Origin of the sequence: Pseudalkalibacillus sp. NRS-1564, assembly GCF_050467905.1 — a bacterium.
Taxonomy (GTDB): domain Bacteria; phylum Bacillota; class Bacilli; order Bacillales; family Guptibacillaceae; genus Guptibacillus; species Guptibacillus hwajinpoensis_B.
Window position 1 is genome coordinate 43,188 of the sequence record NZ_JBITPM010000008.1, and the last position, 26,074, is coordinate 69,261.

Consider the following 26,074-nt stretch of genomic DNA (forward strand, 5'->3'; position numbering starts at 1 on the left):
CATAATCAGGGGAGTACCCGTTTTAGAAAGTTTATTCAAGTATTAGAGAGCTGTTATTTTTAGCTTCACCAACTTTCAGTTAGTAAAAATGTAGCCGTTACTGTCGCTGTACCTCCCTCCAAATTCACTGCCGCTAGCGTAACAATTTCATTCGTTGGGAGAGTGAAATCTATTAATTCATCCATACCTACTACTCTGCTAACTCTAGAACCACCTGAAGTTGCTCCTTGAAACACTACTTCCCCCGGTGTATATGTTGTGGCCGAATTATTCACCTCTAAAGCCGTCTCGGTATTTGGTATATTCGTATTAGCCGTAGGGAAATTCCCAAATGAACCGTTAATTGTGCCGCCTATTAAGACCTGATAAGCAACATCTAAAGAAGAAATAACCTGAATTCCTTCCAGACTAATTTGAACAGAATTAGCTCTTCCTGATCCTGCTGGAAACACTGATTTTCTCCTAAATGAAATGAGAGGTGTTAACGTTGCTCCAATTCCACTAACCGTCCTTCTCTCAGATGTAACCCTGTATATTGGATTATATCTCCCCACAATCCCGTATTGTCTCCCACCTACAAAAACGGAAAGTGCTGATGCAGTACCATCGTTATCGACCTGCGCTCTTAGTGGAAGATTGGGATCAACAAAACTTGTTTCTCCGGTTGGAGAGTATCTGTGAACCGTAATAACTTCTTGTGCAAGAGTAGTGGGATTTGGCAATACGACTCTAAATTCAATAACTCCATATCCATACCATGTAAAAAGAATTTGAAAGATGTTCCCTTTACTTAGCGAAAGAGTTGCTCCACTAGGACCGCTTCCATCTAACGGATCCACATTCCAGGAAGATTGATTAATAACCGTATCGACACCACCTCTTCTAACAGCTACAAAGGTATCTGTTTCATTCCGACCAAAGTAACCCCCGTTCTGATCATCAAACAACCCCCACCTTGTAACTTGTGTACCTGTTGGAAGACTGGGAAGACGGATTCCTATCCCCGCCTCACCAGCATACCCGGGTTCATACCTTCCTCTTAATGCACTATCCAGTGTAGCCGCGTCAGTGCCGCCTGTAGAAGTACTAACGCTATATTCAGTTGCATCATTTGTAACGGTTCCTCCGCCAGTCGTAGTCACAATATCTCTTATAGAAGAAACACCATAAACGGATGTCAATTCTACGATTGGCGTCCTTTCAGCAGTTCGAAGCTCATCAAATTGTGAACTAACATTTGGGCCAATATTAGTAATGTTTATATCCGCCAAAATCAACCCTCCATTCTCTGCAAGTCCTCACCATTCTTCAGTTACTCTGAACGTGGCAACTACGGAACCACTTCCTGTAAATGTTGCAACGGCTAGTGTCACAAATGCGGTATCAGGGAGTTCGAAATCCAACAAGGATGCAGATGCCAGCACTCGATTGTTCCCCTGGGTAGAAGCTGCTGCAAGACCCTGTAAGAGTACCTGCCCGCCTGTTAATGTAGTGGATGTAGTATTTACAAGTAATGCCGTTTCAGAGTTTGGAATATTCGTCGTTACAGTTGGAAAGGTGACAAAGGACCCATTCAGCGTTCCACCGAGTAAAACTTGATAATAAATATCATCACTTGTTACTAGGTCAATCCCCTCTAGTGTTACACTTACTGAGTTAGGCCTACCTGACCCTGCTGGAAATTCAGTCTTACGTTGAAAAGAAATAACGGGTGTTAATGTTGTTGTTGCTGTGATCGTTCGTCGTTCAGATGTGATTCTAAATGTCGGGTTGTAGTTCCCTATAATTGAATACTGCCTGCCTCCAACAAATACCTGCAGCGCACTTGCAGTTCCATCATTATTAATCTCGGCTCGTAAAGGTAAGTTAGGATCAGCAAGACTCGTTTCTCCACTTGGAGCATAACGATTAACGGTTATAACTTCTTGTGCAAGAGTAGTTGGATTTGGAATCACAACTCGAAACTCAATGACACCATAGCCATACCACGTGAAATCTATTTGAAATATATTACCTTTGGATAAATCTAAGGTCGCTCCACTTGGACCGGTTCCATCGAGTGGATCGACATTCCAAGAAGCTTGCGGAATAACCGTATCTACACCGCCTCTCCTAATTCCTACAAACGATGAAGTATCATCCACTCCGAAGAAAACACCATTTTCATCATCAAACAATCCCCACCTTACAACTTGAGTGCCTGTTGGCAGATCAGGAAGACGGACACCAATACCTGCCTCTCCAGAATAGCCAGATTGATACCTACCTTTTTCCGCACTAGACAATATTGCTGAATCAACTCCGCTGGCTGTAGTCGTTAAAACAAACTCAGTATCATTGCTTGAAACGGTTGCACTACCAGTAGTTGAAACAATATCTCGTAAATCAGATAGACCGTAGACGGAAGTCAATTCAATAATAGGCGTTTTGGCAGCCGTTCTTAATTCACTAAATTGTGAACTGACATTTGGACCTACATTTGCAATTGTTACATCTGGATCTATAGTTCCAGTAGGACCGGTTGCACCTGTTTCACCTGTTGCACCCGTTGCTCCGGTTGCACCTGTTTCTCCCGTTTCTCCCGTGACTCCGGTTGCACCCGTTGCTCCGGTTGCTCCTGTTTCTCCCGTGGCTCCGGTTTCACCGGTTGCTCCGGTGGCTCCGGATGCTCCCGTTGCTCCTGTTTCTCCCGTGGCTCCGGTTTCACCGGTTGCTCCCGTTTCTCCCGTTGCTCCGGTTGCTCCTGTTTCACCGGTTTCTCCTGTTGCTCCGGTTTCTCCTGTTGCTCCGGTTTCTCCTGTTGCTCCTGTTTCACCGGTTTCTCCTGTTGCTCCGGTTTCTCCCGTGGCTCCTGTTTCTCCCGTGGCTCCTGTTTCACCAGTTGCTCCCATTTCTCCGGTTTCTCCGGTTTCTCCCGTTTCTCCCGTGACTCCGGTTGCTCCGGTTATCCCAGTTTCACCGGTTGCTCCCGTTGCACCTGTTTCTCCCGTTGCTCCCGTGACTCCGGTTGCTCCGGTTATCCCAGTTTCACCGGTTGCTCCCGTTGCACCTGTTTCTCCCGTTTCTCCCGTGACTCCGGTTGCACCCGTTGCTCCGGTTGCTCCTGTTTCTCCCGTGGCTCCGGTTCCACCTGTTGCCCCGGTGGCTCCGGATGCTCCCGTTGCACCTGTTTCTCCCGTGGCTCCGGTTTCACCGGTTGCTCCCGTTTCTCCCGTGACTCCGGTTGCACCCGTTGCTCCTGTTTCTCCCGTGGCTCCGGTTCCACCTGTTGCCCCGGTGGCTCCGGATGCTCCCGTTGCTCCTGTTTCTCCCGTGGCTCCGGTTTCACCGGTTGCTCCCGTTTCTCCCGTGGCTCCTGTTGCTCCGGCTGCTCCTGTTTCACCGGTTTCTCCGGTTGCTCCTGTTTCTCCGGTTGCTCCTGTTTCTCCCGTGGCTCCTGTTTCACCAGTTGCTCCCATTTCTCCGGTTTCTCCGGTTGCTCCCGTGGCTCCTGTTGCTCCGGCTGCTCCTGTTTCACCGGTTTCTCCGGTTGCTCCAGTTTCTCCTGTTGCTCCTGTTTCTCCGGTTTCTCCGGTTGCTCCCGTTGCTCCTGTTTCTCCCGTGGCTCCGGTTCCACCTGTTGCCCCGGTGGCTCCGGATGCTCCCGTTGCTCCTGTTTCTCCCGTGGCTCCGGTTTCACCGGTTGCTCCCGTTTCTCCCGTGGCTCCTGTTGCTCCGGCTGCTCCTGTTTCACCGGTTTCTCCGGTTGCTCCTGTTTCACCAGTTGCTCCTGTTTCACCGGTTGCTCCCGTTTCTCCCGTGGCTCCTGTTTCACCAGTTGCTCCCGTGACTCCGGTTGCACCCGTTGCTCCGGTTTCTCCTGTTGCTCCGGTTTCTCCTGTTCCTCCGGTTTCACCGGTTTCTCCTGTTGCACCTGTTTCTCCCGTTGCTCCCGTTGCTCCGGATGCTCCCGTTGCACCTGTTGCTCCCGTGGCTCCGGTTTCACCGGTTGCTCCCGTTTCTCCCGTGGCTCCTGTTTCTCCCGTGGCTCCGGCTTCACCGGTTGCTCCCGTTTCTCCCGTGGCTCCTGTTGCTCCGGCTGCTCCTGTTTCACCGGTTTCTCCGGTTGCTCCAGTTTCTCCTGTTGCTCCTGTTTCTCCGGTTGCTCCTGTTGCTCCGGTTTCTCCTGTTGCTCCCGTGACTCCGGTTGCTCCCGTTGCCCCGGTGGGTCCGGATGCACCCGTTTCTCCGGTTGCTCCCGTGGCACCTGTTGCTCCGGTTTCTCCCGTTTCTCCGGTTGCTCCGGTTATCCCAGTTTCACCGGTTGCTCCCGTTGCTCCTGTTTCACCGGTTGCACCTGTTTCTCCGGTTGCTCCCGTGGCACCGGTTGCTCCCGTTGCTCCTGTTTCACCGGTTGCACCTGTTTCTCCGGTTGCTCCCGTTTCTCCGGTTGCTCCGGTTGCCCCGGTCGCTCCAGTGGCTCCACTCAATTGGGCACCTATCAATTCAGAAGAAACCAAACGATGGGCCGTGACCAATTGACCTGCAGCGTTTTTACCCCAGGCAGATACTTCAATATTTTTTTCAGCGGCCCCACCCGTAGTGAAATTAAACTCAAATGCATCAAAATTAGCCGCAAAAGTCTTAGTTATAACTTGATTCGGTGCAATACTGAACAATTCTTGAACATATAAAGTTCTGGTGTTACTTAATATATATCCTTCGATATAGACAGTTCCGTTCAACGTTGAACTTCGATTTGTTATTTTCGCTGAAAACTGTTGTGTTGCTCTGACACCATTTACTGGAGCGTTTTCGATTGGCCCAGTGTATAATATTGGCATTTTACCCCCCTTTTCCCATTAAAAGCTTCACTTCAACCGTTTGTTAAGGAAAGTAAAATTCCGCTATTTAATCTACTTTCAATTCAGATAGAACAAGTCTATGTGCAGGTTGCAATGTGCCGTTCGACTTTCCCCAAACAGATATTCCTGTTTGCGCCATTGCAAGGCCAGTGATATTAAACGAAAATTGATAACCATCAAGATCTGCAAAATAAGTCTTTGAAACGACACCATTCACAGGAATAGTTATTAGTTCTAAGACATACACCGTCTGAGTTCCGTTTAGTTGCTTCCCCACTATTTCTACTGTAGAGGTATTGATAGGACTACGATTCGAAATCTTGATTGTCACCTGTTGCGTTGTCCTGATACCATTAGTAGGTTTATTTTCAATTGGCCCAGTCGTCAAAATAAGCAACTTCTCTCCTCCTTACCCTATTCACTTCAAGCGACTTAATCACCTCACTTGATCCAGATGACCCTATCTGAAGTGAAAATCCCCGCGTCATTTTTGGAAGGTCTGTCATTACTAAGTTGCATCTTAAACAATATATGATGATCTCTTTCTAATATGAGAAAAATTAGCGGAACACCCCTTTACTTCTAATACATACACATATCACACTTAAACCATCGACCATATTATGTAATAAAATATTGAATGATTTCACAACAAAAAAAGAGCAGAATATTCTGCTCTTAGAACCAATTAAAGCCACCTTTGTTCGTATCTTCTGCTTCTTCCCTTTTCTCCTCATCATTCGATCCAAAAAATCCCCAAGGGTCTCGCTCGTTTTCTCTATTTTCTTCTATATCTTCATATCGTTTATGTTCACGGTCATTGCGGATAATAACTTCATTAGCTTTAACGATCAGTTTATCAACGTGAATGACTTGCGGTTTTCTCTTTTTCTCAGACATTCTAAATCCTCCCCCTCTTATCCTCTTACTTCACATTATCCTATGCAAAAGGAGGATAGTGGGTATGGGCGCCATCTATATTAGTAGCTCAAGGCTATTTGATTTGAAACTTTTATTTTATAATTCTCTTTTTGAAAATAAACAAATCCTTCAATAATAACAGGCTCTTTAAATTCAGATTTAATTGGAATTTGAAAACTTTCGATCCCGATCTTATCTCCAGGCTTCAATATCACTGGGTGTAACGGAGAAACCCAAATTTCCCCCTTCTCTTTTGATTTCTCTAACCAATCATGATCAGGAAATACCCACTGAATTCGATCGCTTGCATCAACACCTTTTGTTTCTACATCATCAATGGAATAAATACGCCCTTTTAAGGTAGCTGCTTCTCTCGGCAAAAAGCGAAAGCAAACAAGAGGATTACGCAATTTCGTTGTTCCACAATTTTCAATTTGTAAATCTCCACGAATCATAACCGTCTGTTTATCGCTAATAATTATAGAAGTATTGAAGTAGCTCACAGCGTAAGTCTCAGCTATTTCATCTGTTTCCTTGACTGACTCTGATACTTCTTCGTTCTTTTGATACTGCGCCCGCTTCTCAAGGTTTTTCACTTTTCCTTGATAATGCTGAAGCCGCTTGTCTTTTTCATTGATCTCTATTTGCATCTCTGCAAGAAGGTTTTCATATCCTTGTATCCTTACATCATCTTGCCCAATACTTTTCTTCTCTTCTACTTCTTCCTTAATAAGCACATGCTCTTTTGCCTGGTTTTCAAGCTCTTTTTCTAATAAATTTAACTCTTCCTGCAAATGAGCGATCGTTTTCTCCTGCTCCTTACTTAACTCGATTTGCTTCTCAAGCGAAGCTAATTGATCGTTCGCAAAAATAAGTTCCTTCTCAAGTTCCAGCGATTTTTCTTGAAAATATTTCGTACGTGAAATGAGACGAGAATAACTCAATTTTTCACCCTGCATGGAACCTCCCCCTCTCTAACCAGCGCTACATTCTATATGTATGAGTGATAGGTCTCTTTTCATAACAAAAAAGTGCAGGATATGATCTCCTGCACTACTGATTTATGACTGTTTCTTGTATTTAATATCATCAAATGTGATGCAATCATCAACGGTAAGATCGCCTTCTTCAACTTCCACAGTTCCTGTATTAAAGACAACTTTTCCTCTACGGTTTAATAAATGCACTTCAAACCACTGATCGTCGTCTGCGTCAACTACAGCAAGTTTAAAGTCAAACGTACGACCGCGATCCGTTACACCGCTACCTTCAACGATGAACTTCAAACCATCTCCACATTCTTCGCACTTAAGAGTATCTTGATCAAAACTCGTTGCAGTGAATGTAAAATCGTTCTTTCCATCGCTTGAGTCTGTGTCATGGAAATTAAGTTTCATAGAGCTTCCAGTAAGACTACAATTATCACAAATGTTTACAAGCAATGTTGCTTTACCAGAATCATCATCACAGTCTATTTCTCCACTCGCTTCCCCACTTAGTGAGCAATCACAATTTGGACGAGGGAAGATGTCTGGACACTGTTCCGGGAATTCAATTGGAGGACACTCATCGATCAAGTCAGGTGCAATTAGATCATTATCACGAGGTGAACAGAACTTCGCAAGAACCTCTAGTTTCACTTCAGCTTCTACTTGAATGTCTACACAGAAAATAACTTCTAGATCAAATGAAGATGGTGCAGGACAGTTTAATAATACAGTTCCTGAAGGAATGCGGCATACAATTTTAGTGATTCGACAGAAGAGATCTGTTCCATTCGGGAAGCATAGCACAAATGATTCAAGAACAGATGCGTTGCAATCGACCTCTGTTACTAAATCGCCATGTCGGTCGACAACCTTCACCTTTACATCAGTTGTAAATAAAAGGTCAACGAGTTGAGCATCTGCAAATCCCCCACCAGGAATTGCTACGCTAACATCCCGTTTTTCTCCAATTTGTTCACAGAAAAAGTCATCTTCTGTATGCTCGCTGCCTGAGAGTGGGAACAAAGGAGGTGCTTCTGGTGTTTTACATACAATACGAAGGGGACGGCGGCTTGGATCTTCCATAGCACATTCGATCTTTTTAAGCTCATGATCTGTAAATTTGATTTTCTTCTTTACAGAAAGCTGATCGGTTACCCAATCGTATACTTTTTGAACGCGAATGCACTCATCCTGTAGGCTATTTGTAGCTGTAGGAACGGTGCGTTGCTTATGTTGTTTGTGACCCATATCGTTCCTTCCTTTCTTTCACATGATAGGTTGATTCACTACATACTATGGAATTAGCACAGAAATGCAACAGAAGGAGCTGCCCAAATTTCATATGCGTTTCTCATGGAGAAGAAAGGAGAAGATTTTTTTGATAAATCTCATCTGGAAAGATAAAGTGATTTGTAAGCTCTCAAGCGAAGAATTAAATGCGCTATTATTACTTCTCCCATACTGGGGGCTGCAGATGAACGACAATGTTCTTACGATGCCTTTAGAAGGGAAGAAGCTGCATCTCACTTCCGAGTGGAGCCACTATGCTTATTCCCTTATGGAGTTAGTAAGGCATACGGGAATCGATGCTACACATATGGAAGAAAACAGTGACCTATCGATCACAATGGATGTAGCCTCACACCTCGCTTCTCCACTATCCATTTTGATCGGGAACAAAAAAGTACGCCCGAAAGCACTCGACTATAAGAGCCTTGATTTACAAAAAAGAATTCACAAAAATGCCTGGCTTCCTTTCAATGGATCCACAATGACTTGCTTTATTAAAGAAGATGATCATTATACTGCAATTGAATGGATTTCCTATATGATCATTCAGTATTTTATGAAACCCTATTTCAAGCCGGTCCATCACATTTCAATCGGTATGTATGAAAGATTAGTTACAAACGTTTTAGAAGAAGTGAATCCAACGCTTGCATCACATCAAAAAACGGATCACCCTCCGTCTGAGTGGCCAGATGTTCCTGATGCGATCGTTCCTCAACAAAAAACAGAGCAGCAAACGACTTCTCTAAATCAAAATCATCAGCCAATCAACCCTTTTTCTCAGTCCAGTACACTTTTTGAACCATCTCCTTTTGATCCATTTAAGTTTAATCATAAACAGCGGAAAACATCAGTCATTAACCCATTTCATCAGAAGAAGTAATCAACTTCACACCTTACTCTTCCTAACAGAATAAGATGTACAAAGGTATAGAAAAGCCTGTCAGGAGGAGAAAGATGAAGAAAGCAGATATTCAAGAATTATATAAAAAAGTGAAGCGTACAAGAAGAACAAGAAAGTCGCGGCCTACTCAAATAAAAGGATGCCGCACATGTGGCAAAACGAATTGGAAGCCAAATACACAGTAAACGACCGGATTATCCGGTCGTTTTTATTATGGAGTGAACAGCATTCAAAAAGGCGTCGACGCTTCGCTTCCACGTCCATTTCTCTGTTTCTTTCTCTCCATTTAATGCGATCTCTTTTCTTAGATTTGGTTGGCTTAGTAGTGTCATAACGTCTTCTGCTAGTCGATTTTCATAGCGGTAAGAAAGCAGGGAATTCACGCCGTGTTTGCAATAATCTAAATTACCTCCGTTATACGTTGTGACGAGTGCAGCTCCACACTTCATGGCTTCAAGTCCAGGAAGTGAAGCCGTATCATACGTAGAAGAATTGACAAATATGTCTGCTTCATTGTAATGATAAGCCAACTCTCGATCATCAGCCGGTGTGAGATAGCGATATTTCCCTGATGCTTTAATCATTTGAAGCGCTTTAGAAGCAGCCAACTCATTAGGTGGACTAATCAATGTGTATTTGGCGTTGGGGTATGACTTTTGAACAATAGCCAGTTGCTCCAATAGGTAATTTTGCTCACGATGCCAGGAATGACCTCCTTCAGGCCTTCTTAGTATCGCTGTAAGATTAGGGACTTTATTTAATAACCGTGTACCCATATTATAAAATTGGTCACTAATTCCTACAGGTACGATTGAGCCAGTAATGCCATGATTTAATCGAATCAGGTCTTGCTGCCATTTCGATAATACAATGAGGTTTGGCGTTACATGATAACTTGGGAAGGATAATTCTTGTTCAGGTAAAAAGGTTGGTTCATAACACAGACTTATTCTTATGTGAATACCTTTCTTGTTCCTACTAGCGTTTTCGGCGTCCTCAATAAGCGTATAATAGTTCGATACAATAACATCTGCTTTCGGATAAGAAGATTCTGGTATCCCGTATAGCTCTGTCGTTCGTTTGACAGTTGATTTTATTGGATATTCAATCACACCGGTTTTTGGCATCAGAATGATGACTTCATGGCCACGGTCTACGAGACCATTCGTCATTTCAGCCAGCATTCTTTGTGCGCCGCCTTTACATAGAGTAATGATTTGGAAGGTGAATTTCATAATTGCATACGCTCTTTCAGATACGCTTCTTGAAGGAGCATTCTAACTTTCTTTTTCACATGACGAAGTTCTGTTCGAATGGCTTCACTGTGTCGTTGTGTTCCCATCTCACTATGCACCCGGTATTGAACAAGACATTCGTCTATATAAGAAAAGGCATGATCCTTTGCAATACGGGCCCATAAATCATAGTCATGTGTAAAACGTAATGTTTCATCAAATCCATTTAACTTTCGCAACACATCCATTTGGACCATAACTGTACAGCCGTTAATGGCACAACCTTTTCTTAAATGATGCAAAAATGCAAATCGATCCCGGAAAGAAACCCCCACTGATCCGCTTGTTACTTCTCCATATTCATTCATCAAAACATAGGATGAATAACCTATCACGCGATCGGATGCTTCTAAATCATTTACTTGCCGTTCTACTTTATGTGGTAAATAGAAATCGTCAGCACTGAGCCATGTAAAATAATCACCTGTTGCATTAGCAATTCCCGTATTTAACGCCCCTGCTGTCCCTTTATTTCCCTGTTCAATATAGCGAATTCGTCCGTAGTAAGGTTTAATTTTCTCTGTATAGAGCGTTGAACCATCATTAATCACGATCACTTCAATGTTCTTATACGTCTGGGCCAACGCACTTTCAATCGCTGCATCAATATATTCACAGTTATAAAAGGGGATAATGATTGATACTTTCTTCATACTCTCCCTCTTTTCTTTTAAGATTTTTTGACATACTCCATCATATCCCTAAGAGATTTCTCAAATGAGATAGTTGACTTCCAACCAAGTTTGTTCATCTTGTTAGATGAGTTCAATGATGCCTGTTCCTTCTTGCGTTCTAGATATGAGGCGTTTATAGGGTATGGTATTAGCTTTTGAAATTCAGCGATAACTTCTTCAAGGGTTCGATAACACCCACTTCCAATCTCGTAAGCTATGCCTACTTCACCATACTCTAGAAGCACTTGATATGCTCTCACTGCGTCTCTCACATCAAGGTAATCTCGCGTAGCAAAGGCATTAGATAATTGTATTTCTTTATCTTTATCCCGATTCTCTTCGTTAATTAGCTGTCTTGCAATCGCTGAACAAACACCAGTAGATGGACCGGGACCGATTAAGTTACATGGAACAGCTAAGATTGTTTGCATCCCATATAAATCTCCCCAGGCTTTCGCTAAGTTGGCCTGGAGTGATTTACTAAAACTATATGGGTGAGGATACGCTTTTTCTGCTTGAAGAGCAGATCCAACAATGACAATCCGACAGTTTGGCACGTGTTTTCTAGCTGCCTCCAAAAGATAAAGCGTAGCGAGCACGTTCGTTTCAAAAGTAGAGACTGGTTCTTCCCAGGACTGTTGGACATGGTTTTGTCCTGCTAAGTGAAGAATCATATCGGGCATTGTTTTGGCCATCATTTCATTTACAGCATACTGATCGCTAAGATCTACACGAAGCATTTTAGGATTTGCACTGCGGGATATTCCAATAACATGATAGTCCTGCTTTAATTTCTTAATGGCATGAGCCCCTGTAAAACCAGTTGCCCCTGTAACAAGAACCGTTTGTTTAGGCATAATCCTTCATCCATGCTTTTAACTCCTGAAGCATAGCTCGGTAAGGTTGTACGTCGTAAAAAGCATCAGTACGAGTATGAACAATCGTTCGATCTAACTTTAATTCGCTAGAAGGGATAATTGTTACATCTTCCTTTTGAAATACTTCTTTAAAAAGAGTAAGCAGCTCAAATTTCGAAACTGTCTCAGGTGCATGCAGATGGTATAGCCCTGTCGTTTCTTGTTGGATTAAAGAGTCGATCGCTTTCGCAAGCTCTAATGTCGTAACCCCATTCCAGAACGCCTGATCAAACCCTTTTATTTCACCTTTCTGTTTGAGAAACCATTGTAAGAGACCAATCCCATTTCCCTTTAGTTCAGGTCCTACAATGGAAGTTCGGACTGTCAAATGAGGGAATTCCGTTACTTCTCCGAGCCCCTTCGATTTGGCATAAACCGTGATTCCATCAGGCTGATCTGATTCTGTATAGTTGCCTTTATCTCCTTTAAAGACACAATCTGAACTTATATGAACAACTTTACCTTTTCTACGGTTCATTAATTTCACAAGTTGATGTGGCAGTAATGCATTAACCTGAAAAGCAAGTTGCTCATTTTGTTCTGCAGACTCATTCAACACGCCAATCGCATTTATCACAACATCCGGCTGGACCTCATCGATGACCGACTCTAATTGCACAGTATCAAGAACATCTAACACATATCCGTTTGGATCACTAGCATCTCTTGAAGTGAAATAAACGTCTTTATACTTTTTTTTGAAATAGGCAGTCAGAACATGACCTGCCATTCCTTTTCCTCCAAGTACTAGCAGCTTCATTAGATGAACCCACCTTTAATGAGCATGGCTTTGATTTCTGCTTTCGTCATAACATCTTCACCAGAGTTATAGTTTTTTAGAGTAACAGGTTGAAAGTTCGCATATCTCTCATTCAGACCAGTAATTTTGATTGCAGGCAAAATAACGAAGTACTCTTTGTCGTAGTACACTGTTGATTGACTTTCATATTCCGAGAAAAGTATTTCATGAAGCTTCTCTCCTGGTCTTATCCCCTGTTCACGTATTTTCACATTCTGGACGCCCGACGACTCGATGAGAACTTCCGCAAGATCTATGATTTTACAAGTTGGCATCTTCATCACAAAAATCTCGCCGCCTCTACTTTCATACGTGGCTTTGAATAGTAGTTTAATGGCGTCTTCAATCGTTAAGAAAAAACGCGTCATTTCTGGATGAGTAATGCCGATTTCAGCTTTGTTTTGAATTTGATTTTTAAAAACATGAATGACGCTTCCGTTTGTTCCAAGGACGTTTCCACCTCTCACGCATACAAAGGTAGTATTCGACTTGAGCGTGTTCGCATGAATGATCAACCGCTCACCCATTGCCTTTGAAAAACCGTAGAAATTAGATGGATTTGCAGCTTTGTCTGTCGAAATGTAAACAACTTTCTTCACATTATTCTCGATCGCCGTTTTAATCACATTTTGTGTGCCGATAACGTTTGTATTTAAAGCTTCAATCGGTTGGTCTTCACAGACAGGCACGTGCTTCAATGCAGCAAGATGGAATAAATAATCAACGCCCTTTCCAGCTTCTAATAAACCTTCTCTTTCTTTAATATCTCCGATTAGAAATGTTAGTCGTGGGTCTTGATGAAATTCCCTCTTCATTTCAACCTGGCTCGTTTCATTTCTCGATAAAACACGAATTTCTTTTGGCGATTTTTGCAACAGCTGTTTTATTAACTCATGGCCCCAGGATCCAGTTCCTCCTGTTACCAGTATCGTTTGATCACGGAACAATTTGTATTCCTCCTAAAATAAATTTCACTACTCGGTCTGATACATTTAAATCCTCATAACCAGTTGGAATCATCCAATTTGGTTGATGATAAAGCATTACGTCAACAGCTCGTTTTATACTCGCAGCATCAATGCCTGAGATCATATTGCTTCCACATGCGATCGTCTCAGGACGTTCAGTTGTGGATCGAACTGTAACAGCTGGTACCCGGAACAAACAACATTCCTCTTGCACTGTTCCGCTATCTGTTAGAACGCAGAACGCTGACTTCTCAAGTCTCACAAAGTCAATAAATCCAAACGGCTCGTGCAGTTCAATAAGCGAGTCCAAGCTATCAGCATATTCTGCCGTTAACTTTGATTTGGTTCTTGGATGAATACTGCAAATAATTCTCTTCTTATATTCCATCGCAATGAGGGTTAACCCATCGAAGATTTCTTTCAATTTCTTCGGATGATCTACATTCTCAGCTCGATGAATCGTCACTAGAAAATAGTCTTTTTCTTCTAGCTTCAGCGAACGTAAAATGTCACTTTGTTGAATCGATGATTCGTAGTGCGTTAGTACCTCAAGAATAGGATTACCAGTAACGTAAATTCTGTTTGATGGAAACCCTTCTCTTAATAGATTTTCTCTACTTTGAGGAGTGTAGGGCAAATTATAGCTAGATACAGCATCGATCACTTTACGATTTTTCTCTTCAGGTACTTCAAGATCAAAACAGCGATTTCCAGCTTCCATATGTGTGACAGGAATGTTTAAACGCTCCGCCAGCACAGCACATAAAGCTGAATTCGTGTCTCCCAGAATTAAAATACGATCTGGTTGATGTGTGAGGAGAATTTGCTCTACCTTCATGAACATGAAAGATAGCTGCTCTCCTAATGAAGAAGCTTTATTTGAAAGCATGTAATCTGGTGATCGAATGCCCATTTCTTTAAAAAACACATCTCGGAGAGAAGGTGCTGAATTCTGTCCTGTATGGATGAGGATGTGTTCATCAGCTAATTGATCGAGTTTATCGATGATCAAACTTAATCTAATAATTTCTGGTCGTGTGCCCAGTATTGTCGCAACCTTCATGTCGGCCCTCATTTCTTACACTTTTTTTACACTAATTAACTTATGTATGAAACGGTAACCCGCAATGGACAATCTCCTAATTTTGAAAAACTACTTTATAATGCCCTTTTTTTCTAAAAGGGGGAGGCCTGTCTATTCCCTCCCTCGTTAGTCCGCATAGGATAAGCTATCCTGATAAGGGAGGAGGTCACTTATGCCTAAGCAAATTTTTGATTATAACAAAAGCGTTCCAACAGCTTTTAGCAATTCAATTGTTCGAAACATTCCACGCTCTCCTTCTCGTGTAACGCTAGCTAGTTTCGGACTATACGTTCCCAATCAAGTAAGCGAAGTTGAACTTAATGCGACTATCGGGGTTAGAGCGACTGCTTTAAATCCAACAATACTTGTTACAATCTACAGAAACTCTATGGTTATTTTCAGTACACGTGTTTCTATTGATGTGAGCGTAGCAGATTATCAAACAATATCTTTCACTGCTGTCGACAATAATCCCCCAGGCGGTTATTATGACTACTCTCTACGAGCAGAGTTAGATCAAAGCCTTATTATTCTTGATAGCGCCAATGCAGTTGGACCCATAACCCTTACTGGAATTTCGTTTGGGTAATGAGAAAACGAGACCGAAATTGGTCTCGTTTTTTATTCGATATTTTTTTCTTCATGCATAATGTAATAAAAGCAGGATGGGAGGCTAACGATGAAAGTTCTTTTTGTCTATTATTTACCGAGTGGTGGTGTTGAAACATTAAATCGAGAAAGATGTCTTGCCCTTAAAGAGGCAGGCGTCTCATGCGAACTTCTGTATATGCAACAAGGAAGCGGCTATGCCAATATTCGTGATATACCTGTTTATGTGACGAATAATGATCAAGAGATCCAAGCATTAATCGAAAAAAATAATTATACGCTCATTATGGTATGCTCCGATCATTTATTTCTTAAGCGTATTCGAACTCTCGGATATGAGGGGAAGTTGATTTATGAAATACAGGGCCTCGGAACCATGCCAGAAGCTGAATGGTGGATGCAGCGAGCCCATCGTCATGTGACGACCTATGCTGATGCAATTTTTTATCCTCGCACGCCTCACCTTGCTTCATTAGTGGAAAAATATATTCCGAATTTCCCTGTTTATTCTTTCCATAATTGTTTTGATACAGATCGGTTTAAATATATTAACTCGCCATCGATTTCTTCTGCTCCCATTATCGGATGGGTGGGTCGGTTGGAGTCCAATAAAAATTGGCGTGGTTTCCTGGAATACGTTTTTGAACTACGAAAACGACAACCTAATTTAGTTATATGGATGTTTCATGATCCTACATTGGCGTTTACGAGCGAAAAGGAAGCATTTGAGACTTTATGCTGTGAACTTGGACTGAATGAAATTATCACTTGTTACTCCAATGTGCCTAATGTAGAAATGGCCAAGTATTTTTCCATGATCGGTGATTCAGGTGGATTTTTATGCTCTACTTCGTTAGTGGAAGGCTTTGGTTATGCATTAGTTGAAGCGATCAGTTGTCACTGTCCAGTCGTAACGACAGATTCAGATGGTGTAAGAAGCTTTGTCCTTCATAATCAATCAGGTAAACTTATTGACCTCTCCGATATGAGTGATGCTGTCAATGAAGGTATAGACCTTTTGACAAATAAAACGTTAAGAAACGCCCTTATACTTCAAGCTAAGAATCACATCGCTTACAACTTGGATCCAAAAAAATACGCTTCTCGATTTATTGATATGATGAAAAACTCATAAAAAATAGCACATTCATATAACGTTATGAATGTGCTTAATCATTTCTTCGACCCTTATCGAGGTTAGGTGCCGTTCTCTCACCATTTCAAAGCCTTTCTGAGAGATGTGCCGTCTTTCTGTCTCGTTCACTAAATAATAATTTACTTTCTCAGAGAAATTGCTGTTATCAATTGCCACAAAGGTTTCTTCATTCTTGAATCCTAAATCTTCTAGTTCTTTAGTTACTGGAGCAAGAAGTAGCGTATTGCAAGCGAGCGTTTCAACATATTTAAGTAATGGATAGTGATAAATGGAATTGCAAGTCAGAAACGGTTTAGCACGGTTTAATTCGCGGGCATATACTTCTCCTACTACTCCAGAATCGATCTCCTTGTCATAGCCAGGATGAGAATGGTACTTAAACCCCTTCTTTTTATTTAAGTGGTCGTACATTTGATTTCGAAATGGGTATAGCTTCGATATCATCGATCCCATCATCAAAATATTAATATCTTTGTTAAGTTGATAGTCATGATAAATAACCTCTGGTACATGGTGTGGAAACCAAACCATTTCGCTTTGAAACTCTTGAAATGATTCCATGAATGCGTCTCGGTAATGAGTAAAGATAACTGATGGTTGAACACGTTTCATCATTCTTTTACGTGAGGCAACTTTGTAATGCAAATCATGCATCATGATACCGATCGGAATATCGGTATTCTCTAATCCTGTAATGTAACGGCCATAAGTAGGATGAAAATCATTCATTAAAATAAAATCTGGCTTCACTCTTAACATGGAAAGAATCGATTGAATGTCGCCATGACTATGCCAAATCGTGAGAGCAGATTGTTTTTGTAATTCTGCAATTAAATACGAAGTACTTTTTTCTATATAATGTGAAACATCATTTGTTATAAAAAGAATCGATATTCTCTTCAACTAGTTCCACTCCTATTCAAAAAAAGGTTTCAAAATCTGAAACCTTTTTTAAATACCTATTAGTATTCGATACATACTATTTTATCAATTGGCATTACAAGTGTTCCAAATCCGCCTGATCCCACTTGATTAAAAATAACGAAGTCATGCCCTACTTCTTGTACTGTAACCCCACTAAGATAAGGATTCCCTAATTCTTCTTGAGTGTTAAATGTATAAACGTAGTCAATTGTAGTATTGCTTGCCTTCATCTGGCACAAAAGTCCTTTAAGTCGTAACATATCATCCATCCTTTTTTTATTATTTCGGTAGTACCACTCCCGTTCTATTAATCATATGAAAGCAATACAAGCTTGTATGGACAATATGCTCAATCTAAAGAAAATTGGACGAATTCTATCTAGCGTTGCACCTAATTTCTAATAAATGGTTGAATATCCGGTGCAACTTGTACCTTCTTTAATACATTATAGTAGACCTGACCTTTTCAGTATCGGGTAAATATGTTTAGAAAGGATGTCGATTAATTGAGTACTTTATTCTCAGATGAATTCTGTCCAAAGAGTAAAAAATATTACGATTCTAAGTGGGATCGTAAGCATGATTCAAAGTGCGATAAGAAAGACGAAGATAAGCAGCGTAAATGCAAATGCGATAAGGACGACCATCATTCAAAATGGACGAAGCATGATGGAGAATGGAAATTAGAAGTACACTGTAATTGCAAGTGTGAAAAAGAGGAACACCATTCAAAGTGTGAGGAAAAGCATGATAAGAAAGAACACGATTGCATCTCTTCTCTCTTGAAAGAACTAGCGCACCACCATCATGAATTGCTACTTCCTAGAAGACCACAGGTTTATCTTCAAATGAAAGGTACAGCAGGGTTTGTTATGCTTGAAACAGGAATAAAAGGGCCAACACCTTTTACACTCGTTAGCTATAATCATAAAACTAACTGTGCAAAATTCACTTATGAATCTTGTAATGACGTATCTCCACAGGTTTATATTGTTGATACAAATTCATTAAGTGGCATCTCAATCGCTGATCAAGCATAAAAAAAACCACGACAAATGTCGTGGTTTTTTCAATCATGTCGCGATAATATTATATCCACTATCCACATGAATCATCTCACCAGTAATTCCACCAGAAAGATCACTCATTAAGAATAGCGCTGTGTTTCCGACGTCTTCTTTCGTTACAGTACGACGCATCGGAGATTTCTCTTCAATCTCTTTAATTACAGAGTTGAAATCATTAATTCCTTTTGCAGCAAGTGTACGGATTGGCCCAGCCGAAATCGCGTTTACACGGATGTTGTCTTTTCCAAGGTCGTTCGCAAGGTATTTCACACTTGCGTCAAGCGAGGCTTTTGCTACGCCCATGACGTTGTAGTTGTTCACAACACGTTCGCCACCAAGGTAAGTCATCGTAAGGATGCTTCCTCCTTCAGTCATAAGTGGACGAGCTGCTTTTGAAACAGCTGTGAGTGAATATGAGCTAATGTTATGCGCTAGCAAGAAACCTTCGCGCGTCGTTTCAAGATACTCGCCCTTTAATTCTTCTGTTTTCGCGAAGGCGATACAGTGAGCAAGTCCGTGAATAACACCAACTTCTTCTTTAATCTGAGCGAATGTCGCTTCGATTTCTTCATCATTCGTAATATCACACGGTAAAATAATAGAATCATCACGATCTAGCGTTCCAGCAAGGTCGCGAACATTCTTCTCAAGACGCTCACCTGCGTAAGTAAAAATCAATCTAGCACCGGCACTGCTTAGCGCCTGCGCAATTCCCCAGGCAATGCTTCGTTTGTTTGCAACGCCCATGACAACATATGTACGGTTCTCAAGAGACAGGTTCATATCCATGCTCCTCCTCGAATTTATTATTAGTTATTAGCACCACGTCCTAAGTATAACATGCTTTAGTGAACATGCACCATGTGGATTTCTTCAACCTTTACTTGTTTGAATATTTCGTCTCTCATAACCGCATATTGGACACTCAAATATGACGTTTTGATTTGACTGAGCTGTAAGAGATTCTTCCATATCACAACTTCCTTTACATACAGGACAAACCACTTTCGGACTTTCAACATCCATTTACCTTCACCCTCCATTCATAACCGTATGGTAAAAAGTATCACCTTGTTCGTCGCATTTATGCTCCCTTCATATAAACGTAAAAAACCCCCTCTCTCTAAGAGAAGGGGCTGAAAATTAATAACTTAGCAACGTTCGAACTTCTTCTACACTATCGCTACTTCCTGTCACAATTAAGCGATCACCAATTCGGAGCTCAGTGTCACCATGAGGGACAATCGAATCCTTACCTCGGAAAATACGTACTATGATCGTATCACCGAGATATGGGAAGCTACGCAGTGGCACACCGTTGTATTCCACATTGTTCATGTTAATTTGATATAGCGCATTTTCTTCACGAGTGAAGATATTAACGACTCCAGGAGACTCGATGAGCGCTTTTAACAAGGCTTTTGTTGAGAAGAAAACAGAGAATACATCAATATTAAGCTCTCTTAGCTGATCGGCTATTTCTGTTAATTCAATTCGAGCAATGACGCGATCTGTTCCATATTCTTTCGCGAATACCGCAATATCCGAGTTCGTTTCATCATCTCCAGAAGAAATGAGGAGGATATCGGCATCGAAGACAGAGCTTTTCTTTAGTGTATCAATGCTATAATCCGAAAGCTCAATTACTTTAAAATGACTGCTTTGTTTCTCAGAGTCCACTTTCTCCTGCTTCGTATGATAAATCGATGTTTCATAATTAGCAGGATTAAGTTCCAGCGAGATAGGCAAAGTGATTTGGTTTGCTCCGATGATCGCCAGCTTCTTCGCATGAGAGCTTTCTTCTGGCTTCGGCATTAGTTTCTTGAAAAGAATTGGTGCTAGAATACAGCTCATAATCGCCACTAAGATTAAAGCAGATGACAGCTGATCATCAATGATATCAATTCGTTCTCCGATTTCAGCTGCTGCAATAACGAGAGAAAGCGTTGATGTTAGCAACATGCCAGAACCGAGAACCGTTTTCGTATCATACCATTTTTTCAATACAACAACGGGCACTAATTTTGAAGCAAAGAGCGCAATCAACAGTAATGGAATAAGAATTAACACTTTAGGATCCTGGAAAAGTGACCAGATATCTAGCTCTACCCCAACCATTACGAAGAAAATAGGAATGAGAAAGCCATATCCAAATGAATCGAGCTTTTGCACGAGTTCCGTATTTGGTGAGAGCAAGGAAACGAGTGCACCGGCAAGAAAGGCACCTAAGATATTTTCCGCTCCAACCGTTTCAGAGATACCGACTAATACAATAATTAACGTAAAGACGGCTCTCGTACCAATTTGAATGGTCCCCTTGGACATCGTCTCGATAAAGGAAAGATGTCGGAAGTAAGCCCCAAGGAAATAAAGCAAAATTCCTGCTCCAAAGAGTATGAGAAGCAGCCACATGTTCCCTTCTCCCCCTGAATTCAGGGAAACAAAGATCGCCAGTAAAATCATTGTAGCCAAGTCAGCTATAACGGCGATTAATAGAATCGTTTGACCGATACTACTCTTCATTATGTTTGCGTCTTTTAACGTAGGAACCACTACACCAAGCGATATGGTTGAAATGATTAACGTCATAAAGAAGGCATTATCCGTATACCCAAGTACAACGAATAGAAGAGACAATAGGTACGATACAAGAAATACAAAAATAAAGACGATAAACGAGACGAGAACACGATTCGGTTCGAGTTTACCGCTTGGTAGCTTTACTTTTTTCTTTTTACTCGCAAAAACCGAGAAATCGATCTCAAGACCACTTAGGAACATCAAGAAGATAAAACCAAGAGTTGATAGCGTATCAAGCCAAGTATCTCCTTGAACAAGGTTAAATCCACTTTGTCCAATGAAAATTCCGGCGATAATCTCGGCAACTACGACTGGCAAAAAGTTCAGTCTGAAGCGGTGTAAGATAAACGGTATTAAAAATGCGATTACGACTACGATAACAAGTGATGATACGGATGCACCGTGTTCCATTTCTTTCCTCCTTCAAACGTCTGCATTGTCAATTAATCTTTAGACTAATTGACTCATAAATGCAGTCGCCATTCCAAAATAAATAAGTATACTGATAATATCATTAATAGTTGTAATGAACGGCCCTGAAGCAACCGCAGGGTCTATGTTAAGTTTGTGCATTAAGAGTGGGACTAGCGCACCAGCAAGAGTGGCAACAATCAACGTAAATAATAACGAAAAACCAACTAATAAGCCAAGTAAAAAGGTTCCTTTCCACAAGAAAATAATAATGGTGACGAGAATACCTGACGTTGCACCGGTAATTAGTCCAGTTCCTGCTTCTCTTACTATTAACGCCCACTTACTATTCTCTTCAAAATCTCCAGTAGCAAGACCTCTTACAACAACAGCAAGCGCTTGTGTTCCTGTGTTACCTGCCATTCCTGCAATAAGTGGAATAAATACCGCTAGCAATGGGACTTTATCAAGGGTTACCTCAAACTGACCAATTAAGCTTGCTGTCATCATTCCAAGAAACAGGAGAATAATGAGCCATGGTAACCTTTTTTTCGCTGATGAGAATGGATTACGGTCAAACGAACCGTCATCTGAAATAGCGGCAAGCTTTGAATAGTCCTCTGAAGCTTCTTCCTCAATAACGTCAACAATATCATCGTGTGTGATAATACCGAGCAAATGGTTTTGGAAGTCGAGAACCGGAAGTGCTAGAAAATCATAATCTCTCATAATTCTAGCGGCTTCTTCCTGATCTTCACCGACCGAAATGGAAACAACCCGCTCATTCATAATCTCTTCTATTAACGTATCTTCTTCTGCAATAATTAAATCTCTAAGAGAAATAACCCCGACGAGCCTTTTCTGTTCATCTAATACGAATATATAGTAAATGGTCTCTGCTTCAGGTGCTTCACGTCTCAGTATTTGCATCGCTCGCTTCACCGTTTGGTGTGCTCGAATCGATACAAATTCTGTTGTCATGATACTACCAGCTGTTTTTTCTTCATAATGAAGAAGTTCTTTAATTTCGTCAGCTGCATCATCATCCATAATGGTTAAGTAACTTGCAATCTGTTCAGGGTTTAGTTCATTTAATACGTCTACTGCGTCATCGGCATACATCTCTGCAAGCATTTTAGCTGCATAAGCTGGCTCCATCTCCGAAATGTATTCTTCTTGCTCTTCAATATCAAAATTCTGAAAGATTTCGGCCATTTCTCTTGGTGATAAATAGGTGTACACAAGCAGCCTGATTTGTTCTGATACGGTTAAGAAGAATTGAGACTGTTCATAAGGGTGAATATCTAGAAACAATTCTCGAAAGGCATCGATTCTTTCTTGTTCTAAATGATGGACAAGTGCTTCGTACAAAGCTTGCGTTTCTTGCTCCTGGTAAGCCACTCTGCACACCTCCTTGATGTTTTAGTAACAAAGTGCGTAAATACTCAAATATGGCTATATCATTTATCGTTTATTTCCGATAAGCTTTTCTAAGGATGAACGTTTTTTCTACTTATCAGTGTCATAAAGTAAAATTACCTTCCTATCTTAGTCGGTGTGTAGTTATTTTGTCAAAAATAAATACAGGAACCGATTTGCAAATGGAAGGATTTCAGATAAGATAGGAATTGTGATTAAAAGAAGGAACGCTTTTCTTTAGAAAGGATTATATCATGAACAATGACAATCAAACACCATGGCAACAAATAGATTTCACACTTTTATTCTTTGTCTTTCTCCTGATGTGCATTAGTACTGTCGCTATTTATAGTGCGCAGGCTTCACTACCTGGAGAATTAAAAAACTTCAACTTCGCAGGCAGACAGCTAACGTGGTATTTCGTTGGTGCGTTTGTCCTCTCGCTCACACTGGTCATTGATTTTGATCGCTTTAAACAATTATCCTGGTATCTCTATGGATTTGGAATTCTTCTTCTAATCTTGCTTGCGGTTAGTCCTGAGTATATTGGAAGTTATCAAATTGCTCCGATTCGAAATGGGGCAAAAAGCTGGTTTGTGCTTCCTGGTTTAGGAAGTGTACAGCCATCAGAGTTTATGAAAATTTTCTTAATTATTACGATCGCTTCTACAGCGGTGAATCATCATGAAAAAAACCCAACAAAAACCATTCAAACAGACCTTTTGTTATTAGCCAAAATTTTCGGTGTGGCAGCTGCACCTCTTCTTATCGTTATGGCCCAGCCTGACCTCGGAACAGCGATGGTTTTTACCGCTATTGTTGTTAGTATTACATTAGTATCAGGCGTACGCTGGCGACTTCTCTCTCTTTTAAGTTTACTAGGGGTTGCAGGAATATCTGCTCTTGTCTTTATTTTCTTTAAGTTTCCGGCCTTCTTTAAAGCCTACTTACTTGATGAATACCAGCTCGCTCGCTTCTATGGCTGGCTTGCTCCTGAAGAGTATACAGATGCAGGCTATCAAGCGACGAAAGCGATCCTTGCCATCGGCTCTGGTAAATTAGAAGGGAAAGGATACGCTGACGGTACTGTTTACTTCCCTGAAGCGCACACTGACTTTATTTTTGCTGTGATTGGAGAAGAATTCGGATTCATCGGAGCAAGTATTACGATCTCCATTTTCTTCATGCTAATCTATCGAATGATTCATACAGCCCTTGAAAGCAATGAGTCCTTCGGAAGCTATTTGTGCGCAGGCGTTATCGGGATGCTAACATTCCAGGTATTCCAAAACATTGGAATGACCATTCGAATATTGCCGATAACTGGTATTCCATTACCATTCGTAAGCTATGGCGGAAGTGCACTTTTAACCTACATGATTGCAGTCGGGCTCGTATTAAACGTCCGATCTCGAACGAAAACGTATATGTTTGAATAACCTGCCAATATGGCAGGTTTTTTTATTTGGCCTTTAACCTTGATACATACTCGTTCAATAGGGTAATGATAAAGAGATGAGATAGGAGGGTGCCAATTGTTAGACATTATCAGCGATATACACGGATGTTATAAAGAACTGAAAGAACTAACCAAACGAATCGGATATTCATAGGAAAGTGGAATTCCCGTCCATCCTGACAGCAGAAAACTCGTCTTTCCTGGTGATATCACCGATCGTGGAAAAGAATCTCTTGCTGTGATTGACGTAGTCTCACAACTCGTTAGCACCGGACAGGCTTACTATTGCCCTGGGAACCATTGCAATAAGCTTTATCGGTATTTTATCGGCCGAAACGTTCAGCAAACACATGGACTGGAGACAACAATTGCTGAACTAAATGCTCTCCCAAATGATGAGAAAGAGGCTGTGAAAAGGAAATTCATCTCTCTTTATGAACATGCACCACTCTATTTATCCCTCGATGACGGGGAAATAATTGCTGCACATGCGGGAATACCTGAACATTATATCGGACAAGTTGGGAAAAAAGTAAAAACATTTGTCCTCTACGGCGACATTTCAGGAGAATCTCATCCGAACGGCATGCCTATTCGAAGAGACTGGGCTAAGCATTATAACGGAGAATCTCTTATTGTTTATGGGCACACTCCAGTGAAAGAACCAAGATGGGTGAATCATACAATAAACATTGACACAGGATGCGTGTTTGGAGGCAAACTGACTTCGCTTAGCTATCCGGAATTGAAAACAACTTCTGTTCAATCATCAATGCCTTATGTTCCTGAGAAATTCACTTCTTTCGAATGAGACATAACATATCCTCTTCAAGCTCTGAAACAAACCGGAGTTTTTTTTCTAGGAAAGGATGATAGAACTCAAGCTTCGCACTATGTAACGCTTGTCTATTTATTAATGCATGCGTTCCACCATAGAGATCATCACCTAAGAGCGGATGACCAAGATAAGACATATGAACTCTAATTTGATGGGTTCTCCCCGTTTTTAGCGATAATTCAAGATGGGAGAATCCTTTATAATGATTTATTGTGCGGTAACTCGTTAATGCGTGTTGTCCATTAGGGCGAACGGCCCTTTCAATGATACTCCCCTCTTTCCTCCCTATTGGCGCATCGATTTCACCTTCTCCTTTAACTTCTCCATGAACAAGTGCAACGTATTGTCGTTTCATCTCTTTGTTTTTCTGCTGTCTTGAAAGAAGGTCATGTGCATAGCGGTGCTTCGCAAATAAAACGAGTCCAGATGTATCTCGATCCAAACGATTAACAGCGTGGATCGTTCGATCTAGCTTATGCGAATGATAATAGTAGAGAACACCCTCTGCGAGTGATTCTTTTGAATGACGAGATGGAATCGTCGGTAGGCTTGCTGGCTTATTGATAAGTAAAAAGTGCTCATCCTCATAACAAATACGAAGTTCCATCTCTTTAGCTACCATCGTTTCGCTCACAGTTTCTTTTGGAAATAAGACTTCCACCGTATCGTCTTTCCTTAAAACAGCTCTAACGGTTTGATTGATGTTATTAACCGTAAGTTTTCCTCCATTGAATTTAATATCTGTTAACATACTTCTTGATAAATTCTTTTCCGTAAGAAGGAATTCCCTTAGCAGCATCCCTTCATCCTTCTCTTCTACGTTCCACGTCATTCTAACGCTCAAGCAAACTCACCTCGTGTATTATAAAATTTTTCATGATAGGCATTCTTTTGTAATAGAGCGAAAAAAACAGCACCGTTCAACT

25 protein-coding genes and 1 pseudogene are annotated in these 26,074 nt (G+C 41.3%); 7 read left to right on the top strand and 19 right to left on the bottom strand.

Annotated elements, in window-relative coordinates; genetic code table 11:
* Positions 1 to 65: 65 nt before the first annotated feature.
* The 6 genes from ACIFPW_RS03490 to ACIFPW_RS03515 form a co-directional block, all read right to left on the bottom strand.
* Positions 66 to 1,271, bottom strand: a complete 1,206-nt coding sequence (locus ACIFPW_RS03490) for a hypothetical protein (RefSeq protein ID WP_430242050.1) — start codon at positions 1,269 to 1,271, stop codon at positions 66 to 68.
* A 27-nt stretch (positions 1,272 to 1,298) separates the two neighbouring features.
* The gene (locus ACIFPW_RS03495) at positions 1,299 to 4,823 is read right to left on the bottom strand and encodes a hypothetical protein (RefSeq protein WP_430242052.1); all 3,525 of its coding nucleotides are present in this window, start codon (positions 4,821 to 4,823) and stop codon (positions 1,299 to 1,301) included.
* 67 nt (positions 4,824 to 4,890) lie between these two features.
* Positions 4,891 to 5,241, bottom strand: a complete 351-nt coding sequence (locus ACIFPW_RS03500; protein WP_430242053.1) for a hypothetical protein — start codon at positions 5,239 to 5,241, stop codon at positions 4,891 to 4,893.
* A gap of 281 nt (positions 5,242 to 5,522) precedes the next feature.
* Complete coding sequence (locus tag ACIFPW_RS03505) at positions 5,523 to 5,744, bottom strand: hypothetical protein (protein WP_430242055.1); 222 nt, start codon at positions 5,742 to 5,744, stop codon at positions 5,523 to 5,525.
* Positions 5,745 to 5,824: 80 nt separating this feature from the next.
* Entirely contained in the window at positions 5,825 to 6,724 is a 900-nt protein-coding gene (locus ACIFPW_RS03510; RefSeq protein ID WP_430242056.1) for a hypothetical protein, read from the bottom strand.
* Between the two features lie 102 nt (positions 6,725 to 6,826).
* On the bottom strand, positions 6,827 to 8,002 hold the full coding sequence (locus tag ACIFPW_RS03515; protein WP_430242058.1) for a hypothetical protein: 1,176 nt from the start codon (positions 8,000 to 8,002) through the stop codon (positions 6,827 to 6,829).
* 130 nt (positions 8,003 to 8,132) lie between these two features.
* Here ACIFPW_RS03515 and ACIFPW_RS03520 point away from each other — a divergent pair, with 130 nt between their 5' ends.
* Complete coding sequence (locus tag ACIFPW_RS03520; protein ID WP_430242059.1) at positions 8,133 to 8,927, top strand: hypothetical protein; 795 nt, start codon at positions 8,133 to 8,135, stop codon at positions 8,925 to 8,927.
* A 74-nt stretch (positions 8,928 to 9,001) separates the two neighbouring features.
* The gene (locus ACIFPW_RS03525) at positions 9,002 to 9,133 is read left to right on the top strand and encodes a hypothetical protein (protein ID WP_430242061.1); all 132 of its coding nucleotides are present in this window, start codon (positions 9,002 to 9,004) and stop codon (positions 9,131 to 9,133) included.
* 9 nt (positions 9,134 to 9,142) lie between these two features.
* Here ACIFPW_RS03525 and ACIFPW_RS03530 read toward each other — a convergent pair whose 3' ends face one another.
* The 6 genes from ACIFPW_RS03530 to wecB are packed head-to-tail and all read right to left on the bottom strand — an operon-like array spanning position 9,143 to position 14,664.
* On the bottom strand, positions 9,143 to 10,183 hold the full coding sequence (locus ACIFPW_RS03530) for a glycosyltransferase family 4 protein (RefSeq protein ID WP_430242063.1): 1,041 nt from the start codon (positions 10,181 to 10,183) through the stop codon (positions 9,143 to 9,145).
* Positions 10,180 to 10,896: a glycosyltransferase family 2 protein gene (locus ACIFPW_RS03535; RefSeq protein ID WP_430242065.1), complete on the bottom strand. Its 717-nt coding sequence runs from the start codon at positions 10,894 to 10,896 to the stop codon at positions 10,180 to 10,182. Before ACIFPW_RS03535 ends, ACIFPW_RS03530 begins: the two co-directional genes overlap by 4 nt.
* 17 nt (positions 10,897 to 10,913) lie before the next feature.
* Positions 10,914 to 11,774 (bottom strand): NAD-dependent epimerase/dehydratase family protein, encoded by an 861-nt coding sequence (locus tag ACIFPW_RS03540; protein ID WP_430242067.1) that lies wholly within the window; start codon positions 11,772 to 11,774, stop codon positions 10,914 to 10,916.
* A complete protein-coding gene (locus ACIFPW_RS03545) occupies positions 11,767 to 12,594 on the bottom strand; it encodes a dTDP-4-dehydrorhamnose reductase family protein (RefSeq protein WP_430242069.1) in 828 nt (275 codons plus the stop codon). Before ACIFPW_RS03545 ends, ACIFPW_RS03540 begins: the two co-directional genes overlap by 8 nt.
* The gene (locus ACIFPW_RS03550) at positions 12,594 to 13,580 is read right to left on the bottom strand and encodes a polysaccharide biosynthesis protein (protein WP_430242070.1); all 987 of its coding nucleotides are present in this window, start codon (positions 13,578 to 13,580) and stop codon (positions 12,594 to 12,596) included. The genes ACIFPW_RS03545 and ACIFPW_RS03550 overlap by 1 nt, the downstream gene beginning before the upstream one ends.
* Entirely contained in the window at positions 13,570 to 14,664 is a 1,095-nt protein-coding gene (wecB, locus tag ACIFPW_RS03555; protein ID WP_430242072.1) for a non-hydrolyzing UDP-N-acetylglucosamine 2-epimerase, read from the bottom strand. Before wecB ends, ACIFPW_RS03550 begins: the two co-directional genes overlap by 11 nt.
* Positions 14,665 to 14,857: 193 nt before the next feature.
* On the opposite strand from wecB, the gene ACIFPW_RS03560 reads away from it, so the two are divergent.
* Positions 14,858 to 15,274, top strand: a complete 417-nt coding sequence (locus tag ACIFPW_RS03560) for a hypothetical protein (RefSeq protein WP_430242074.1) — start codon at positions 14,858 to 14,860, stop codon at positions 15,272 to 15,274.
* Between the two features lie 90 nt (positions 15,275 to 15,364).
* Entirely contained in the window at positions 15,365 to 16,429 is a 1,065-nt protein-coding gene (locus ACIFPW_RS03565) for a glycosyltransferase family 4 protein (protein ID WP_430242076.1), read from the top strand.
* Positions 16,430 to 16,441: 12 nt separating this feature from the next.
* On the opposite strand, the gene ACIFPW_RS03570 is transcribed toward ACIFPW_RS03565, so the two are convergent.
* Complete coding sequence (locus tag ACIFPW_RS03570; RefSeq protein WP_430242078.1) at positions 16,442 to 17,353, bottom strand: glycosyltransferase; 912 nt, start codon at positions 17,351 to 17,353, stop codon at positions 16,442 to 16,444.
* Between the two features lie 59 nt (positions 17,354 to 17,412).
* Complete coding sequence (locus tag ACIFPW_RS03575; RefSeq protein WP_430242080.1) at positions 17,413 to 17,634, bottom strand: hypothetical protein; 222 nt, start codon at positions 17,632 to 17,634, stop codon at positions 17,413 to 17,415.
* Positions 17,635 to 17,880: 246 nt separating this feature from the next.
* Between ACIFPW_RS03575 and ACIFPW_RS03580 the strand changes: the two genes are divergently transcribed.
* Positions 17,881 to 18,414 carry a hypothetical protein gene (locus ACIFPW_RS03580; protein ID WP_430242082.1) on the top strand — a complete coding sequence of 178 codons (534 nt, stop codon included), beginning with the start codon at positions 17,881 to 17,883 and terminating at the stop codon, positions 18,412 to 18,414.
* Between the two features lie 33 nt (positions 18,415 to 18,447).
* On the opposite strand, the gene fabI is transcribed toward ACIFPW_RS03580, so the two are convergent.
* The 4 genes from fabI to mgtE form a co-directional block, all read right to left on the bottom strand.
* Complete coding sequence (fabI, locus tag ACIFPW_RS03585) at positions 18,448 to 19,224, bottom strand: enoyl-ACP reductase FabI (RefSeq protein WP_194221216.1); 777 nt, start codon at positions 19,222 to 19,224, stop codon at positions 18,448 to 18,450.
* Positions 19,225 to 19,314: 90 nt separating this feature from the next.
* Complete coding sequence (locus tag ACIFPW_RS03590; RefSeq protein ID WP_283152335.1) at positions 19,315 to 19,467, bottom strand: hypothetical protein; 153 nt, start codon at positions 19,465 to 19,467, stop codon at positions 19,315 to 19,317.
* Positions 19,468 to 19,584: 117 nt separating this feature from the next.
* On the bottom strand, positions 19,585 to 21,432 hold the full coding sequence (locus ACIFPW_RS03595; protein WP_194221214.1) for a monovalent cation:proton antiporter family protein: 1,848 nt from the start codon (positions 21,430 to 21,432) through the stop codon (positions 19,585 to 19,587).
* Positions 21,433 to 21,471: 39 nt separating this feature from the next.
* Positions 21,472 to 22,833: a magnesium transporter gene (gene mgtE / locus ACIFPW_RS03600; protein ID WP_430242084.1), complete on the bottom strand. Its 1,362-nt coding sequence runs from the start codon at positions 22,831 to 22,833 to the stop codon at positions 21,472 to 21,474.
* 272 nt (positions 22,834 to 23,105) lie between these two features.
* On the opposite strand from mgtE, the gene ACIFPW_RS03605 reads away from it, so the two are divergent.
* Both ACIFPW_RS03605 and prpE read left to right on the top strand, forming a co-directional pair.
* Entirely contained in the window at positions 23,106 to 24,290 is a 1,185-nt protein-coding gene (locus tag ACIFPW_RS03605; RefSeq protein ID WP_283152336.1) for an FtsW/RodA/SpoVE family cell cycle protein, read from the top strand.
* Between the two features lie 96 nt (positions 24,291 to 24,386).
* A pseudogene (prpE, locus tag ACIFPW_RS03610) lies at positions 24,387 to 25,121 on the top strand (bis(5'-nucleosyl)-tetraphosphatase PrpE).
* Here prpE and ACIFPW_RS03615 read toward each other — a convergent pair.
* Positions 25,105 to 25,992, bottom strand: coding sequence for an RluA family pseudouridine synthase (locus ACIFPW_RS03615; protein WP_430242086.1), 888 nt, complete (start codon positions 25,990 to 25,992; stop codon positions 25,105 to 25,107). The pseudogene prpE and the gene ACIFPW_RS03615 sit on opposite strands and share 17 nt — an antisense overlap.
* Positions 25,993 to 26,074 lie beyond the last annotated feature (82 nt).